General features: G+C 38.6%; 14 protein-coding genes. 2 read left to right on the top strand and 12 right to left on the bottom strand.

Going from position 1 to position 17,792, the window contains the following annotated elements:
• Positions 1 to 131 precede the first annotated feature (131 nt).
• The 9 genes from MKX83_RS22515 to MKX83_RS22555 all read right to left on the bottom strand — a co-directional run bounded on the left by MKX83_RS22515 (position 132) and on the right by MKX83_RS22555 (position 14,142).
• Positions 132 to 1,733: a CTP synthase gene (locus MKX83_RS22515; protein ID WP_095371561.1), complete on the bottom strand. Its 1,602-nt coding sequence runs from the start codon at positions 1,731 to 1,733 to the stop codon at positions 132 to 134.
• 282 nt (positions 1,734 to 2,015) lie between these two features.
• Positions 2,016 to 2,555 carry a DNA-directed RNA polymerase subunit delta gene (gene rpoE / locus MKX83_RS22520; protein WP_095371560.1) on the bottom strand — a complete coding sequence of 180 codons (540 nt, stop codon included), beginning with the start codon at positions 2,553 to 2,555 and terminating at the stop codon, positions 2,016 to 2,018.
• A 631-nt stretch (positions 2,556 to 3,186) separates the two neighbouring features.
• Positions 3,187 to 6,450 carry a fused isobutyryl-CoA mutase/GTPase IcmF gene (icmF, locus tag MKX83_RS22525; RefSeq protein WP_095371559.1) on the bottom strand — a complete coding sequence of 1,088 codons (3,264 nt, stop codon included), beginning with the start codon at positions 6,448 to 6,450 and terminating at the stop codon, positions 3,187 to 3,189.
• 110 nt (positions 6,451 to 6,560) lie between these two features.
• Complete coding sequence (locus tag MKX83_RS22530; protein ID WP_095371558.1) at positions 6,561 to 7,190, bottom strand: TetR/AcrR family transcriptional regulator; 630 nt, start codon at positions 7,188 to 7,190, stop codon at positions 6,561 to 6,563.
• Between the two features lie 150 nt (positions 7,191 to 7,340).
• Positions 7,341 to 8,480 (bottom strand): acyl-CoA dehydrogenase, encoded by a 1,140-nt coding sequence (locus tag MKX83_RS22535; protein ID WP_095371557.1) that lies wholly within the window; start codon positions 8,478 to 8,480, stop codon positions 7,341 to 7,343.
• 23 nt (positions 8,481 to 8,503) lie between these two features.
• Positions 8,504 to 9,634, bottom strand: coding sequence for an acyl-CoA dehydrogenase (locus MKX83_RS22540; RefSeq protein ID WP_341058117.1), 1,131 nt, complete (start codon positions 9,632 to 9,634; stop codon positions 8,504 to 8,506).
• 95 nt (positions 9,635 to 9,729) lie between these two features.
• Entirely contained in the window at positions 9,730 to 10,581 is an 852-nt protein-coding gene (locus MKX83_RS22545; protein WP_095371555.1) for a 3-hydroxybutyryl-CoA dehydrogenase, read from the bottom strand.
• A gap of 21 nt (positions 10,582 to 10,602) precedes the next feature.
• Positions 10,603 to 11,790, bottom strand: a complete 1,188-nt coding sequence (locus tag MKX83_RS22550; protein ID WP_341058121.1) for an acetyl-CoA C-acetyltransferase — start codon at positions 11,788 to 11,790, stop codon at positions 10,603 to 10,605.
• 243 nt (positions 11,791 to 12,033) lie between these two features.
• Positions 12,034 to 14,142: a heterodisulfide reductase-related iron-sulfur binding cluster gene (locus tag MKX83_RS22555; protein ID WP_307316578.1), complete on the bottom strand. Its 2,109-nt coding sequence runs from the start codon at positions 14,140 to 14,142 to the stop codon at positions 12,034 to 12,036.
• Between the two features lie 241 nt (positions 14,143 to 14,383).
• Between MKX83_RS22555 and cls the strand changes: the two genes are divergently transcribed.
• Positions 14,384 to 15,601, top strand: a complete 1,218-nt coding sequence (gene cls, locus MKX83_RS22560) for a cardiolipin synthase (RefSeq protein WP_341058123.1) — start codon at positions 14,384 to 14,386, stop codon at positions 15,599 to 15,601.
• Positions 15,602 to 15,618: 17 nt separating this feature from the next.
• Entirely contained in the window at positions 15,619 to 16,575 is a 957-nt protein-coding gene (uvsE, locus tag MKX83_RS22565; protein ID WP_341058660.1) for a UV DNA damage repair endonuclease UvsE, read from the top strand.
• An 84-nt stretch (positions 16,576 to 16,659) separates the two neighbouring features.
• Here the strand turns inward: uvsE and MKX83_RS22570 are convergent, their stop codons facing one another.
• The 3 genes from MKX83_RS22570 to MKX83_RS22580 are packed head-to-tail and all read right to left on the bottom strand — an operon-like array spanning position 16,660 to position 17,476.
• The gene (locus MKX83_RS22570; protein WP_341058125.1) at positions 16,660 to 16,965 is read right to left on the bottom strand and encodes a hypothetical protein; all 306 of its coding nucleotides are present in this window, start codon (positions 16,963 to 16,965) and stop codon (positions 16,660 to 16,662) included.
• A 24-nt stretch (positions 16,966 to 16,989) separates the two neighbouring features.
• The gene (locus tag MKX83_RS22575) at positions 16,990 to 17,169 is read right to left on the bottom strand and encodes a hypothetical protein (protein WP_341058126.1); all 180 of its coding nucleotides are present in this window, start codon (positions 17,167 to 17,169) and stop codon (positions 16,990 to 16,992) included.
• Complete coding sequence (locus MKX83_RS22580) at positions 17,162 to 17,476, bottom strand: hypothetical protein (protein WP_341058127.1); 315 nt, start codon at positions 17,474 to 17,476, stop codon at positions 17,162 to 17,164. The genes MKX83_RS22575 and MKX83_RS22580 overlap by 8 nt, the downstream gene beginning before the upstream one ends.
• Positions 17,477 to 17,792 lie beyond the last annotated feature (316 nt).

Genomic DNA, 17,792 nt, shown 5'->3' on the forward strand with positions numbered 1-17,792 from the left:
ACCACTTACAGAAGCTAGCTTCATGAAGATTGATTGTAATAAAAATACCAAATTTTATTTTTGTACCCTTTTGAATTCTTGATTTTACACAAAAAAAGGAAGAGATCCGGAAATCTCCTCCTTATAACAATTTATTCATTGATATTGATTGTAGCACCGACAAAGTCACGGAAAAGTGGTTGTGGACGTGTTGGTCTAGATGTGAATTCTGGATGGAATTGAGATGCCACGAACCATGGGTGATCTTTCAATTCAATGATTTCTACTAGTCGACCATCTGGGCTTGTACCAGAGAAGACAAGACCCTTTTCTTCCATTTCTTGACGGTAGTGATTATTAAATTCATAACGGTGACGATGACGTTCGTAAACGACTTCATCTTGGTATGCTTCATAAGCAGCTGTACCTTCTTCTAGTTTACATGCTTGTAAGCCTAAACGTAGTGTACCACCTAAATCTTCAACATCTTTTTGTTCAGGTAAAAGGTCAATGATTGGGTGGTTCGTTTCAGGATTGATTTCCGCTGAGTGTGCACCATCTAATCCAAGAACGTTACGAGCAAATTCAACAGTAGCCAGTTGCATACCCAGACAAATGCCTAAGAATGGTTTATTGTTTTCACGGGCATATTGTGTTGCTAGGATTTTTCCTTCAATCCCACGATCCCCAAAGCCACCTGGTACAAGAACACCGTCAACATCCCCTAAAAGTTCAGCAACATTTTCTTTAGTGACATGCTCTGCATTGATCCATTTTACATCAATATCTGCATCATGTGCATAACCTGCATGTTTTAATGCTTCAACAACAGAAATATAAGCATCTTGAAGAGCAACGTATTTCCCTACAAGTGCAATTTTTGTTTTCTTCGTTAAGTGAAGCACTTTGTCTACAAGTTGTTTCCACTCAGTCATATCTGCTTCTGCACAATCTAATTTCATCTCTTTGCATACACGTTTATCTAAGCCTTGTTCTTGTAAAGCTAATGGAATAGTGTAAAGTGTTTCAGCGTCTCTACATTCAATAACTGCTTCTTTATCAATATCACAGAAGAGTGCAAGCTTGTCTTTCATTTCTTGAGAGATAGGCATTTCTGTACGGACAACGACAACATTTGGTTGAATACCTAAGCTTCTTAATTCTTTTACACTGTGTTGTGTCGGCTTTGTTTTCATTTCTCCAGCCGCTTTAATATACGGCACCAATGTACAATGAATATACATAACATTATCTCGGCCGATATCACTCTTAATTTGGCGAATCGCCTCTAGGAATGGTAATGATTCGATATCACCGACAGTTCCACCGATTTCAGTAATAACGACATCTGCATTCGTTTCATGTCCCGCACGGAAAACTTTATCTTTAATTTCATTTGTAACATGAGGGATTACTTGAACCGTTCCTCCGTTATAATCTCCACGACGCTCTTTACGTAGAACCGTTGAGTAGATCTTCCCAGTTGTTACACTGCTGTATTTAGTTAAGTTTATGTCTACGAAACGCTCATAGTGACCTAAGTCTAAATCCGTTTCTGCGCCATCTCCTGTTACATAAACTTCACCGTGTTGATAAGGACTCATTGTACCTGGGTCCACATTGATATACGGGTCAAACTTTTGTATCGTTACGCTAAGCCCTCTATTTTTTAACAAACGTCCTAAAGATGCTGCAACGATTCCTTTACCTAATGACGAAACAACGCCGCCTGTAACAAAAATATATTTTGTCATAAATGATTCCCCCTTAACTATTCATAGCTTGTGCATTTATCCTTTGTTTAAAAAGATGAATCTTATCTTTCATAAAAAATTGTCCCATGCACGACCTTTTATTTGAAAAACTTGGTAGAAGCAGCACATGCTCAACTATCAAGCCTTACTCAAAAAAATAAAAAGCGCCCCGCTTACTTTAATTAAGTAAGGGAGCGCTTTTAGCGTATCAATTTATGATCGTTCCTTTTTAAAGGAGCCCAAAAATGATTCTACAAGGCTACAAGAAAAAAGTCAAGGCTATTATTTTCTGTCCTCATCGTCTTCATCTTCATCTAAATCATCATCTTCTAAATCATCGATGAGATCATCGTCTTCATCGAAATCTTCTTCGATATCTTCATCGTCATCGTCTTCATCATCAAGAAGATCATCCACATCATCGTCTTCATCTAGATCATCGTAATCCTCTAAATCATCGTAATCGATGTCTTCTTCTTCAAAATCTTCCTCTTCCTCATCTATTACAGATTTTTTCGCCTTTTTCTTCTTCGGCTTAATAACTGTAACAACTTCCTCTTCATACTGTTCTACAGGGTACCATGCACGCAGTCCCCAACGATTGTCTCCAAGACCAATGAAATGCCCTTCGATATTTAAATCTGTATAGAACTGGGCAATCTTCTCTTGGAATTCTTTTTCACTAAGATCCAAAAGGTTTTTTAATTCACTCACAATGTCAGCAAACGCCAAAGGCTCTTTTCTTTCATTTAATAATTCATGAGCCACTTCAATTAATGCCATTTCTTTTAATTGCTCTTTTGAGTATCCTTTTAAACTCAAGACCAGCACTTCCTTTCCCTATATCAAGCTATGTATTAGCAACATGTAATCAAATATTTCGTGCCTAATAGTATAACGCTAAAAATAAAAAAGACAACCTAAACATACTCGTCCAATCTCTAGGTTACAAGCAGCGGTGCCTTCTTAAAAGAAAAAAACGCATATTCTTCATTATAAACAAATTATTAGTGTTTATGCTACCTTTAACGATAAGTTTTCCTACTTTTTACATTGACCTTCGAGTTGTCTCTCCTTTTGATACAACCTTATTGCTAAAAGAGTAAAAAAGACAGACAACAAAAAGAAGGGGATGGCCCCTAGTTGTATTGAATAAAGATATCGTGCACATATGATAAACACTATGAATGCAAAAACAATCATAATTTGCTTCACACTCGCACCCACCTTAAAAAACAAAATCCATACCGATACTATTATATGATGATGGTTAGCAATTGTATATCTTATTTACTCAAGAAATTTTGTTGAATACGATCACTTTACTCCATTGTACCCAATTTATTCATTCCGGAAAAGTCAATGAATAAAATATCCTCTCTAGACGTTTAAAAACCCGAACTCACCTTTTAACATTTTTAGATGGTCCGGGTTATTATTCAATTATGACAATTTACATATTCCGTCTGTATTGTCCGCCCACTTCATATAATGCATTTGTTATCTGTCCTAAACTTGCTACGTTGACCGTTTCCATTAGTTCGTCAAAAATATTCCCACCGCTTACTGCAACCTCTTTTAATCGTTGCAGTGCTTCTTGAGCAACTGCTTGATTTCTTTCTTGGAAAAGTTGCAGATTACGTATTTGTGTTTCTTTTTCTTCTTTAGATGCCCTGGCAATCTCCATACTGTCAACTGCATCATCTGCTGGTGGATTTGGATTGATATACGTATTGACACCAATAATCGGCAGCTCTCCTGTATGTTTTTTCATTTCATAATACATCGATTCATCTTGAATTTTACCGCGTTGATATTGTGTCTCCATCGCACCTAGTACGCCACCGCGATCATTCATTCGCTCAAATTCAACCAATACTTGCTCTTCGACTAAATCTGTTAATTCATCAATAATGAATGCACCTTGTAAAGGATTTTCATTTTTAGACAATCCATGTTCCTTAGTAATTATCATTTGGATAGCCATCGCTCGCCTAACTGATTCTTCTGTCGGTGTTGTAATCGCCTCGTCATATGCATTAGTATGAAGAGAATTACAATTATCTTGGAGTGCCATTAATGCTTGCAGCGTTGTACGAATATCATTAAAGTCTATTTCTTGTGCATGTAAAGAACGACCAGACGTTTGAATGTGGTATTTTAATTTTTGACTTCTCTCATTTGCACCATATTTGTCGCGCATAACCGTCGCCCATATACGTCTCGCGACTCGACCGAGAACAGTGTATTCTGGGTCTAAACCGTTCGAGAAGAAAAATGAAAGGTTTGGCGCAAAGTCATTGATATTCATCCCTCTGCTTAAATAATATTCCACATAAGTAAAACCGTTGGCTAAGGTAAACGCCAATTGAGAGATAGGGTTCGCTCCCGCCTCGGCAATATGATAGCCTGAAATGGAAACAGAATAATAATTTCGAACCTTTTGATCAATAAAATATTGTTGAATATCTCCCATCATTCTTAAGGCAAACTCAGTGGAGAATATGCAAGTATTCTGGCCTTGGTCTTCTTTTAAAATATCAGCCTGAACGGTTCCGCGTACAGTTTGTAAAGTGAAAGCTCTGACTTCTGCAAACTCTTCTACTGTGAGATTCCTACCTAATTCTTTTTCTTTCTTTTCAACTTGCTGAGAAATGGCTGTGTTCATAAACATCGCTAGGATGATAGGGGCCGGACCATTTATTGTCATAGAGACAGAAGTCGTTGGGTGACAAAGATCAAAGCCCGCATAGAGCTTCCTCATATCATCAAGTGTACAAATACTAACGCCACTCTCTCCTACTTTTCCATATATATCTGGGCGATAGTCCGGGTCTTCTCCATATAAAGTAACTGAATCAAAAGCTGTACTTAATCGCTTCGCATCGTCATCTTTAGATAAATAATGAAAACGACGGTTGGTTCTTTCAGGTGTACCTTCACCTGCAAATTGTCTCTTCGGATCTTCTCCTTCTCGTTTAAAAGGGAAAACACCAGCTGTATAAGGGAAAGAGCCTGGTACATTTTCTTTATAAACCCACTTGATAATTTCCCCGTAATCTTTATAACTCGGTAGAGCCACTTTCGGGATCTCTAAGCCAGATAAGCTCTTCGTCCGCAGAATAGTTACTATCTCTTTATCTCTTATTTTTGTGACAAACTTATCACCTTTGTATTGCTCTCTTAACTGCTCCCAACCTTCTAATATCTTCTTAGATTCAATTGTTAATTGTTCATATGTCTTATCTTTTAACATTTGCAGGGCACTGTGCGCACTTGTATCTTTTTCTTCAGATAACATGGTCATTGCACCCTCTAGCTGAAAAAGCTTTCTTGCTAAATCCGCTTGTTCTTCGGCTTTTTTATGATAGGTGCGTACCGTATCAGAAACTTCTCTTAAATAGTAACGTTGATCATTCGGAATGATGACATTTTGTTTTTCTACATCAGCCGTTTTCTCATAAGTGGTTACCCAATTTAAACCCGCTTGTTTATTTATGATTTCAACAAGATTAGCAAATACGGCATTCGTGCCCGGGTCATTAAATTGACTGGCAATCGTACCGAAGACAGGCATGTCATCAAGTTCTTTTTCAAATAGCATGTGACTGCGCTGATATTGCTTTTGCACTTGTCTTTTCGCATCTTCCGACCCTTTACGTTCAAATTTATTGATAACAATTAAATCAGCATAATCAATCATATCAATCTTTTCTAACTGTGAAGGAGCGCCAAATTCACTAGTCATCACATACATAGAGACATCACAAATATCCGTAATACCTGCATCCCCTTGACCGATACCACTTGTTTCGACAATGACTAAATCAAAACCAGCAGCTTTTACTACTGAAATCGCATCCTTAATAGCCAGTGACAATTCACTTCTCGCTTTTCTTGTTGCCAGGCTTCGCATATAGACTCTCGGATGAAAAATCGCATTCATTCTTATCCGATCTCCGAGTAATGCCCCACCTGTTTTTTGTTTTGTCGGATCAACTGAAAGAATAGCTACTTTCTTATCAGGGATATCATGGATAAACCTTCTAATTAGTTCATCCGTTAATGAACTTTTACCCGCTCCCCCTGTTCCAGTGATACCAACGACTGGGACTTGTTTCTCTAGTTTCTTCACTTTATCCATTACGGGATCCAGACTGGCCGCAAGTTCTTTCTCTAAACTAATGTGATGTTCGGCGATTGTAATTAACCTTGCTATCGAGTTCACATTGCCTTCTGGAAGCTTCTTAACTAGGTTATCATCTTGTTGAGTAAACGTAGGAAAATCACATTCTTCTAGCATTTCATTGATCATTCCTTGCAAGCCATTCTTTCTGCCGTCTTCAGGTGAAAAAATTCTTGCTATCCCATATTCGTGCAATTCTCTAATTTCACGTGGAATAATAACGCCTCCACCGCCACCATAGATGCGAATGTGAGGTGCTCCCTTTTCTTGTAAGAGGTCATACATGTACTTGAAATATTCAACATGACCTCCTTGATAGGAAGACATGGCAATTCCTTGGACATCCTCTTGTATGGCAGCATTCACTACTTCTTCAACTGACCGATTATGCCCAAGATGAATGACCTCTGCCCCGCTCGCTTGAATAATACGCCTCATGATATTAATAGATGCATCATGACCATCAAATAAACTTGAAGCTGTTACAAATCGGACATGATTCTTTGGTTTATAAACCTCTATCGTACTCATGGATAAATCCTCCTCTTCATCCAGCATTAATCATCACTGTTCTTTCTTTCGGTGAAGGTAATCTTAGTTGTGAAAATATTTTATTTTCAGTTATTTTTACAATTAATCTATTATCGTTTCTCTGCATGAATTGCTTGAAAAAGTAAATCTGTTTGTAGTTCAATATATTCCTCAATCGTAAACATTCTTTGTAATGACCAACGCCTAAACGCCCACATTTGTCCTTGGACAAAAATATTATGAGCGATCATCTTGACCTTTGTCTCAGGTAATGAAAGCTCTCCATTTTCTATGCAAAGAACGATTACTTTCTCAAACATTGCCACCATTTCAATTTCTTTTTCTAAAACATAAGGTAACGCGTCTTTCGATAAAGACTTTACTTCCTGATACATCACTAGCACTTCATCCTGCATACCATCAACGACTCGGAAATAATCTGCTATCCCTTGTCTCAGGCTATCAATCGTTCCCTTTTTTGTGTCTAGCCCCTTTTGTAGATGCTCTCGAACCTTATCATAAATACTGTCACAGACAAGATATAGTACGTCTTCTTTTGTTCCGATATATTCATATAATGTACCAATACTAAATCCAGAAGCTTTCGCAATCTCTCTTGTCGTCGTTCGGTGGAACCCCTTTTCGATGAATAGGTTCACCGCGCCTTTGATCATTTGATCTCTTCTTTTTTTTACAAGCTTTTCATCTTTGACAGAGGCCTGTACTTCTCTCTTTGACATGATTATCTACCGTCCTTTTATACCCTCCATCCATGTTGATGACTGTATAAACCTCTCTTTACTTAATGGATCTATGAGAAGAATCATTTAATGCGGGGCAACGATCTAATTGCGTACCTAAACATAATCGGCGCCCCATTTCTTTATTTGTTATTTCGTAACCATTCTTGAAATGACTAATCTTTGAATTTCTTGAGTACCCTCATAAATTTGTGTAATCTTTGCGTCTCTCATGTAACGCTCGACAGGATAATCCTTTGTATAACCATAGCCACCAAATACTTGCACAGCATCCGTTGTCACCTTCATCGCCGCATCGCCAGCAAAAAGTTTAGACATAGCTGATTCTTTTCCATAAGGCAGTCCGGCAGATTCCAACCAAGCTGCTTGATAGGTCAATAGTCTAGCTGCTTCTACACTTGTTGCCATATCTGCTAATTTAAAACCAATTCCTTGCTGGGCCGCAATCGGTTTTCCAAATTGAACACGCTCTTTTGCATAAGCAGTTGCCGCATCTAACGCACCTTGAGCAATTCCGACAGCTTGTGCAGCAATACCATTACGACCACCATCTAACGTCATCATCGCAATCTTAAAGCCCTCACCGACTTCGCCGAGCACATTTTCAACTGGTACTTTACACTCTTCGAAAATGATTTCAGTTGTAGGAGAAGAACGAATACCTAACTTTTTCTCTTTTTTACCGACAGAGAATCCTTCATAATTAGACTCGACTATAAAGGCCGTTGTTCCTTTATGTTTATTTGAAGGATCAGTTAAAGCAAATACAACATAGATTTCTGCTTCACCACCATTTGTGATGAAAATTTTTGAGCCATTAAGAATGTAATGACTGCCCTCTAATCTCGCCGTTGTTTTCATACCGCCAGCATCAGATCCGCTACCTGGTTCCGTTAGACCATAAGCACCTATTTTTTCACCTTGTGCCATCGGCTTTAAATATTTTTGTTTTTGTTCCTCTGAACCAAATTTATAAATTGGCCATCCGGCTAGGGATGTATGTGCAGATAAAGTTACACCGGTAGATGCACATACACGTGACAGTTCTTCCACCGCTATACAGTATGCTAAATAATCACTCCCAATACCACCGTATTCCTCTGGCCAAGGAATACCTGTTAAACCTAGTTCAGCCATTTTATTAAATATATTGCGATCAAAGCGTTCCTCTTCATCACGACTAGCAGCGGTCGGCGCCACTTCGTTTTCAGCAAAATCTCTTACCATTTTTCTAATCATTTCATGTTCTTCACTTAATTGAAAATTCATGATTACTCCTCCAAGATAAGTTGTTAAAGTTGTTTACTGATTACTAGCTTTTGAATTTCACTTGTACCTTCGTATATTTCCGTTATTTTTGCATCACGGAAATATCTTTCTACTGGATAATCTTCTGTATAGCCATAGCCACCAAATACTTGAATCGCTTCCGTTGTGACTTCAACAGCTGTTTTAGAAGCGAATAATTTAGCCATTGATGCTTCTTTCCCACATTTTTGACCGTTTTGTCTCATATGAGCAGCACGATAGATTAGTAGTCTTGCTCCTTCAACTGCCGTTGCCATATCCGCTAACTTAAAGCCAATACCTTGCTGGGCTGCAATCGGCTTACCAAATTGGACTCTTTCTTTAGCATAACGAGTGGATGCCTCAAGGGCAGCTTCAGAAATCCCCAGGGCTTGGGCAGCAATGCCAATCCTCCCCACATCTAAATTAGACATGGCAATCTTAAAGCCTTCACCTTCTTCACCTAAAAGGTTTTCCGAAGGTACCTCCATATCTTCAAAGCTAAGCTGTAAAGTTCTTGAACCATGAAGTCCCATTTTATGTTCATCTTTTCCGATGACTAGTCCAGGGGTATCCTTGTCAACAATAAAAGCCGATATTCCTTTTGTTCCTAATGCTGTGTTTGTGGAAGCAAAGACAATATAGACATCCGCTTCTCCACCGTTTGTAATAAATACTTTGGAGCCATTGATAATATATTGATCTCCTTTTTTTACCGCTTTTGACTTTAAGCTTCCTGCATCAGAACCTGCACTTGGTTCAGTCAAGCAAAACGCACCCAAATATTCTCCACTAGCTAACTTGGGAACATACTTTTGTTTTTGTGTTTCTGTACCAAAATAAACAATTGGATTCGTACCTACAGATGTATGGACAGATAAAATCACACCAATTGTTGCACTTACTTTAGAGATTTCATTAATAGCAATGATATAGGACATAAAATCCATTTCAGAGCCACCGTATTTTTCTGGAATGGGAATCCTCATTAATCCAAGCTCTCCCATTTTCCTCAAGACTTCCCTTGGAAACTCGCCAGATTCCATCCTATCCACATATGGAGCTATCTCGGCTTGAGCAAAATCCCTCACCATTTTTCTCATCATCTCTTGCTCTTCAGTAAACTTTAAATGCATATACTTAACCCCCGATGTCGTCAATTGTATGTGTCTTAGCAAGGTTCAAAAAAGATTTTTATCCACTTCGACTAATTATTTAACTTACTTAATCATTAAGCGTATTCGTAAAAACCTTTACCAGTTTTCTTACCTAGCCATCCAGCCTTTACATACTTTCTTAATAAAGGACATGGACGATACTTATCATCACCGAAGCCTTCGTGTAAAATTTCCATAATATAGAGACACGTATCTAAACCGATGAAATCTGCTAAAGTCAACGGTCCCATCGGATGGTTCATACCCAGTTTCATAACGTCATCGATTGCTTCTTTCGTTGCAACTCCCTCATATAATGTATAGACAGCCTCATTAATCATCGGCATGAGAATGCGGTTAGACACAAAACCTGGAAAGTCCTCCACTTCTACTGGCACCTTGTTTAATTGTTTCGTCATGTCCTCAATTGCTTGATACACTTCATCTGTTGTTGCTAAACCACGTATAATTTCGACTAATTTCATGACTGGTACAGGGTTCATAAAATGCATACCAATCACTTTTTCGGGACGTTTAGTCGCTGCGGCAATTTCCGTAATCGGTAAAGAAGATGTATTTGATGCTAATATCGTATGTGCTGGCGTAATTTCATCTAGTTGGTTAAATATCTTTGTCTTCACTTCCATATTTTCAACAGCTGCTTCTATCACTAAATCAACCTGTTTTGCATCTTCTAATGAAGTAGAGGGAATCAGATTAGCAAGAACTTTTTCCATTTCTTCTGCTTGCATTCTGCCCTTATCTACTTGTCTAGTTAAATTCTTTTTAATCACACTTAATCCACGGTCTAAAAACTCCTGCTTTAAATCATTTAAATAAACACTAAATCCCGCTTGCGCACAAACTTGCGCGATCCCTGAACCCATTTGTCCTGCACCGATAACCATTACTGTATTGATACTCATTTATTTATCCCCTCCAGGAATTTATTGTTTGGCCACTTCTATCATTACTGCGTCACCCTGACCTCCACCTGAACAAATAGCAGCAATGCCAATACCGCCACCTCTACGCTTTAATTCATGCATGAGTGTTAAAATAATCCTTGCACCACTTGCACCAATCGGGTGACCGAGGGCAACCGCACCGCCATTCACATTTACCTTCTCTTCATCTAAATTAGCAATTCTTCCACTTGTTAAGGCAACTGCTGCAAAGGCTTCGTTTATTTCAAATAAATCAATATCATCTAAGCTTTTACCTGTCTTTTTTAATAACTCATTAATGACTAAGCCAGGTGTTTGCGGAAAGTCCTTTGCTTCTACCGCAATTGCTGTATGACCGAGAATTACTGCCCCTATCTCTTTTCCTTCACGCTCTGCCTTTTCTGCACTCATCAGTACAAGGGCAGCCGCACCGTCATTTACACCAGGAGCATTCCCTGCAGTAATACTTCCACCTGGACCAAACGCGGAACCTAGTTTAGCTAACTTTTCTAAAGATGTATCTTTCCTAGGCGCTTCATCTTCTGAAACGACGATGCTCTCACCTTTTCTTTGCGGTACTTCAACTGGCACAATTTCTTCAGCTAATTTACCTGATTTAATTGCTTCTGCTGCTCGCTGATGACTTCTCAATGCCCATCTATCTTGTTCTTCTCTACTAATGTTGAATGCTTCTGCTGTTTCATTCCCATAAGTGCCCATATGCACACCAGAAAAGCTGCAAGTTAAACCATCATATGTCATTAAATCCTGCACTTTGCCATCGCCCATTCTTAATCCCCATCTAGCCTTTGGCAGAAGATAAGGAGCATTACTCATCGATTCCATTCCACCGGCAACAATGATCTCTTCTTCACCTAGTCTTAAAATTTGTTCTGCTAAGGTCACACTCCTCATTCCTGAAGCACATACCTTATTGATTGTTTCCGTTTTCACTTCCCAAGGTAAGTCAGCTTTTCGCGCTGCTTGCCTTGACGGGAGCTGTCCTTGTCCTCCTTGTAAGACTGAGCCTAAAATTACTTCGCCTACATCTTGCCCAGCAACATTCGCTCGTTTTAGAGCTTCTTTAACAACGATTCCACCTAAATCTGAAGCGGTGAAAGAGCTTAACCCACCAGCAAACTTACCAAAAGGTGTTCTCGCACCTGCAACAATGACTGTTTTACTCAAAACTTTCACTCCATTCCTCTTTATCTCTTATTCACTAAATTTTCTTTTAACTAAGAGGCTATTGACTGAACGCTCGCTCAAAGGATGTCCATAGAAAAAAGTAAAATTTCTACAAATATCATGAAAGCGCTTTATTTACTTTATTTTACACGAAAAAAAAGAAGAATTAAAACAATATCCTAAAAATTCATAAAATTTATTTTTACTGAATTTTTATACGTTTCAATTCCTCTCTCCTTATTTCTATGAAGCGAGTGTTTGTTCACCGATAACAGCTTTTTCTAAAAGCTCAGCTACATCATATGTTTGTACATTTTCTTCTACTTCTTTTGCTTTTGTTCCATCTGATAACATCGTTAAGCAATATGGACACCCTGAACTAATAACCGTTGGATTGACCGCTAATGCTTGTTCTGTACGTGAAACATTGACACGATTACCTGTTTCTTCTTCCATCCACATTAATCCACCACCAGCACCGCAGCACATTCCTTTTTCGCGATTTCTCTCCATTTCAATTAGTTTCACACCTGAAATCGATTTTAAAATTTCACGAGGTGGATCATATACTTCGTTATAGCGCCCTAGATAACAAGAATCATGGAAGGTAATCGTTTCTTCAACGGCATATTGTGGTTTTAACACACCGTCCTTCACCAATTTCGCTAATACTTCCGTATGGTGGTATACCTCGGCTTTAAGCCCAAAGTCTGGATATTCATTTTTAAAGATATTATAAGCATGTGGATCGATTGTTACGATTTTCTTCACTTCATTTTTCTCAAACTCTTCGATATTCTTTGTTGCTAACTCTTGGAATAAGAACTCATTCCCTAGACGTCTTGGTGTATCACCTGAGTTCTTTTCTTTATTGCCAAGGATAGCAAATTTAACTCCTGCCTCATTCAAAAGACGAGCAAAGGAAAGGGCAATCTTTTGGCTACGGTTATCATAAGAACCCATTGCTCCTACCCAGAACAGATACTCATAAGATTCATCTGCTTTCTTCATTTCTTTCACTGTAGGAACATGTACATCTTCACGAAGACTTCTCCAATCTTCTCGCTCTTTCCTGTTTAGTCCCCAAGGATTTCCTTGACGTTCGATATTCGTCATCGCACGTTGTGCATCGGCATCCATTTTACCTTCTGTTAAAACAAGATATCGGCGTAGGTCAATAATTTTATCTACATGTTCGTTCATAACTGGGCATTGGTCTTCACAATTACGGCAAGTTGTACATGCCCATATTTCTTCTTCTGTAATGACTTCCCCAATCAAACTCGGACTATAAGCGAGGCCCGCTGCCGCCTCTTCAGCACCCTCTGCCCCAGCTGCTAAAGCAATTTGATTTCCCTTCGTATTCGAAAAGGCAAATGTCGGTACCCATGGTTGTTTTCTAGTCACCGCTGCCCCGTGGAATGTTAAATGGTCACGCAACTTAATGATAAGATCCATCGGAGAAAGCATTTTACCTGTTCCAGTCGCCGGACACATATTTGTACAACGACCACACTCAACACAAGCATAAAAGTCGATCATTTGTAATTGCGAAAACTCCTCAATATGTCCAACACCAAATGTCTCTTGTGATTCATCTTCGAAATCGATTGGTTTTAACTTTCCTGGGTTATCTAATCTATTGAAATATACATTTACTGGTCCTGCAATCAAATGAGCATGCTTCGATTGCGGAATATAGACTAGGAAAGCGAGTAGGAATAATAAGTGAATCCACCAAGAAACATAAAAGACTACAATAGAAGCTGTTTCACCAATCCATGATAAGGCGATGGCGAAAAGCGAAGCGACCGGTTCCGTCCATACAGGATCATGTCCGTGCCAAATCATCGACATGCCATTTCCTAATAAAACAGATAACATCAAGCCGCCAATAAAAATTAAAACAATCCCTGATTTAAAACCTCTTTTTAGACGAACAAGCTTTTCAACATATCTTCTGTGAAATGCCCAGATGACGGCAACCAAAATCATTAAAGTAACGATTTCTTGGAAAAAAGTGAATCCTGGATACAACGGACCTAATGGAAGATGTGATCCAGGCGAAATTCCTTTGATAATAAAATCGATTGCACCAAACTGGACTAAAATAAAGCCATAGAAGAACATGACGTGGATAGCGCCACTTTTTTTATCCTTTAAAAGCTTCTTTTGTCCAAATACATTGACCCAAATTTTGTTCATACGCTCTTTAACATTATTGTCAAATGCCGTTTTCTTTCCAAGCTTAATGTACTCATATCTGGTCTTGAGCAAATAAGCAAACAAACTAAGTGCGTAAGCGATTACAAGAACGGTCGCAATAAGGTTAACCCATAATAATCCATTCACGTGTGTTCTACTCCTTTCTCGACTAATCCATGTGTATAAGAAGATTATTCAATGTAAAAAGAAAATTTTATCGTATTAAAATTTTCTGAATTTAAATCTTAGTTCCATTATATAATGAATGAGCATTCAGTCAACTACTTTTTATTTATTTTATCCTTTTTTCTTCAGGCAATAAAAGCGATAATAGAATAGGTCTCTATGGAGATACTATTTAAACATACTGTTTTGGGAGATGATCAACTTGACAATCCTTCTTTCTGTTGCGGTCATCTTGCTGATTGCTATCGTATTTATTTTTCTTCTATGGGTCGATTATGCCCTTGGTCGTAAAAAACATTTAAAAACAGTCAGCCGAATGAACCCCTCCCCCGCTTTCGCTAACTTTGTCCTTTTTGCGGACGGACCTTCATTATTTGATGATTATTTTACGGAGCTAAAAAAAGCAAAACACCATATCCATATTCTCTTTTATATTGTTAAAGACGAAGGAATAGGACAGGAATTTTTAACTATCTTAAAGCAAAAAGCAAATGAAGGTGTAGAGGTACGTCTGCTATTAGATTGGGCAGGTAGTTTACCGATTATTCTGAATTTTAAACTCAAAAAAGAGCTACGATCTCATGGTATTCAATTAGCCTTTGCCCATACACCTACGTTTCCCTTTCTATTTTACAACGTACAAGCAAGAAATCATAGGAAAATTTCTGTAATTGATGGAAAAGTAGGATATTTAGGTGGATTTAATGTAGGCCCTGAGTATATCAACCTTGACCGTAAACTTACACCATGGCGAGACTACCATTTAAAAGTAAATGGAGAAGGTGCACATACTTTACAAAGTGTTTTCCTACAAGATTGGGCAGATGCTAGCAACCAACTAATAAGTAAAACTGAAAAGTATTTTCCAGAAGATATAACAAAAGGCAGTGTAGAACATCAGTTTAAAGTGAATGATGGTGCATTCTTGAAAGAGGAATATATCGCACTGATTGAAAATGCTGAACAATTCATTGAAATTGGTACACCCTATTTTATTCCCGATGTAGAAGTAATGCAGCATCTATTGTCCGCATTAACAAGAGGGGTAAAAGTAACGATTATGATTCCCTATACGAGTGACCACTTTCTTGTCAAAGAAGCTTCCCATCGTTACTTACGTCCATTACTGAAGGCAGGAGCAGAAGTGTATGAGTATAAAAAAGGTTTCTATCATGCAAAAGCAATGATCGTCGATGAAGTTGCTGTCGTCGGAACAGCTAATTTTGATAAAAGAAGCTTCTTTCTTAATGATGAAATAAATTGTTATAGTGAGGATCTTCATTTTCATAAAGAACTAAGCGAAGTATTTCATAAGGATTTAGCGAATGCAGAAAAACTGCAATATCAAGATATTTCTGGTTTCAACCTGAAGAGACAAGGGAAAGAATTATTAGCACGATGTGTAGATCTCTTTTTATAAGGAGCCGATAACTATTGATTTCAATACGTTTCGGGTATGTATCTCATGCGATTACATTATGGGATGCCTCCCCTGCAAAAACACTTACTTACGCTCGCTATCAACAATTAAATGCTCATGAAAGATTAGATAAACTGAGGGAAATTACTGCACTTAATCTTGCTCACACAAAGCGAATGCTTCATTATAATATTGCTCATGAAATCCCATTATACCGATTATCAAGTTCGATAGTGCCACTTGCTACTCACCCCGATGTGAAATGGGATTTCCAATCGCCCTTTAAGAATGAATGGTATGAATTGGGTAAATTGATTAAAGACCATCATTTACGTGTAAGCTTCCACCCTAATCAGTTTACTTTATTTACTTCTCCTAGACAGGAAGTAACCGAAAATGCCGTAATCGACATGCAATATCATTTTGACATGCTCGAAGCAATGGGTTTAAGCCAGACCGCTATTATCAATATACATATAGGCGGTGCTTATGGTGATAAGATGACATCCTTAAAACGTTTCGAGGAAAATCTTAAAACTTTACCCTCACATATTAAAGCGAGAATGACGTTAGAAAACGATGATAAAACCTATAATGCCGAGGAAACACTTGCTGTATGTGAAGAGGAAAAGGTGCCAATGATTTTTGATTATCATCACCATATGGCTAATCTCGTGGACATTCCTTTAAGAGAATTATTACCACGCGTATTTCAAACATGGAGCCATAAGGGTTTGCGACCTAAAATCCATGTGTCTTCACCTAAATCAGATAAAGCCTATCGGTCGCATGCTGATTATGTGGATTTCCAGTTTGTACAACCCCTGCTAACGGCCATTCGCGAAGTAGGTCAAGATGTGGATTTAATGATTGAAGCGAAAGCAAAGAACTTAGCATGTTTACAACTTGTTGAAAATGTCGCTAGCATTCGCGGAGTCAAGCGTGTTGGTGGCGGAACGGTTGAATGGAAGTAGTAATGGATAAGACAATATATGCTCTGATTCATACCTATAAAAATAAATAGAACCTAAAGTAGACTAATGATCTTTTTATCTGCTTTAGGTTCTTTCTATGTGTAATGTTAGAAGTGCCATGTAAAACTTAATAACACCAATCCCCTTTCTTCTGTCTTTTACTGCGGAGACATAACTTACACACAATTCTTCTCCTTCTCCCTTCGTCTTTTGCGCGTAAACATGACTTTCGCGCAATTCTCCTCCTTCTCCCTTCGTCTTTTGCGCGTAAACATGGATTTCGCGCAATTCTCCTCCTTCTCCCTTCGTCTTTTGCGCGTAATCATGACTTTCGCGCAATTCTTCTCCTTCTCCCTTTGCCTTTTGCGGGCAAACACGACTTTCACGCAATTCTTCTCCTTCTCCCTTCGTCTTTTACGCGTAAACATGGATTTCGCGCAATTCTTCTCCTTCTCCCTTCGTCTTTTGCGCGTAAACATGGATTTCGCGCAATTCTCCTCCTTCTCCCTTCGTCTTTTGCGCGTAAACATGGATTTCGCGCAATTCTCCTCCTTCTCCCTTTGCCTTTTGCGTGCAAACACGACTTTCACGCAATTCTTCTCCTTCTCCCTTTACCTTTTTGCGTGCAAACACGACTTTCACGCAATTCTTCTTCTTCTCCCTTCGTCTTTTGCGCGCTAACACGACTTTCGCGCAATTCTCCTCCTTCTCCCTTTGCCTTTTGCGTGCAAACACGACTTTCACGCAATTCTTCTCCTTCTCCCTTTACCTTTTGCGTGCAAACACGACTTTCACGCAATTCTTCTTCTTCTCCCTTCGTCTTTTGCGCGCTAACACGACTTACGTGCAATTCTTCTCCTTCTCCCTTCGTCTTTTGCGCGCAATCATAACTTTCGCGCAATTCTTCTCCTTCTCCCTTCGTGTTTTGCGTACAAACACAACTTAGTTACTCTACTGATTGGAGATGGATTTTCCAATATTTTGAAGGGTGCGGACCTTAAATTTTATAAAGAGAGGTGGGCATGATAGCGTTATTTAGTCTACCAGCATCTACTTACTTTTTCGGTTAAGGAAATCTACCTGTAGTTTCCCCATCCTAATATAAAATAAGGTCATGGTAGATAATCCTCTACGGTGCAATTCGTACCTTTTTATATGAAACGTTTTAATTCTCCTCCATTACTACTCTTTGTGAATTTAATTCTATTTCAAGAAAA

The sequence above is a fragment of the Cytobacillus sp. FSL M8-0252 genome (assembly GCF_038007345.1).
In the GTDB taxonomy this organism is placed as follows: domain Bacteria; phylum Bacillota; class Bacilli; order Bacillales; family Cytobacillaceae; genus Cytobacillus; species Cytobacillus kochii.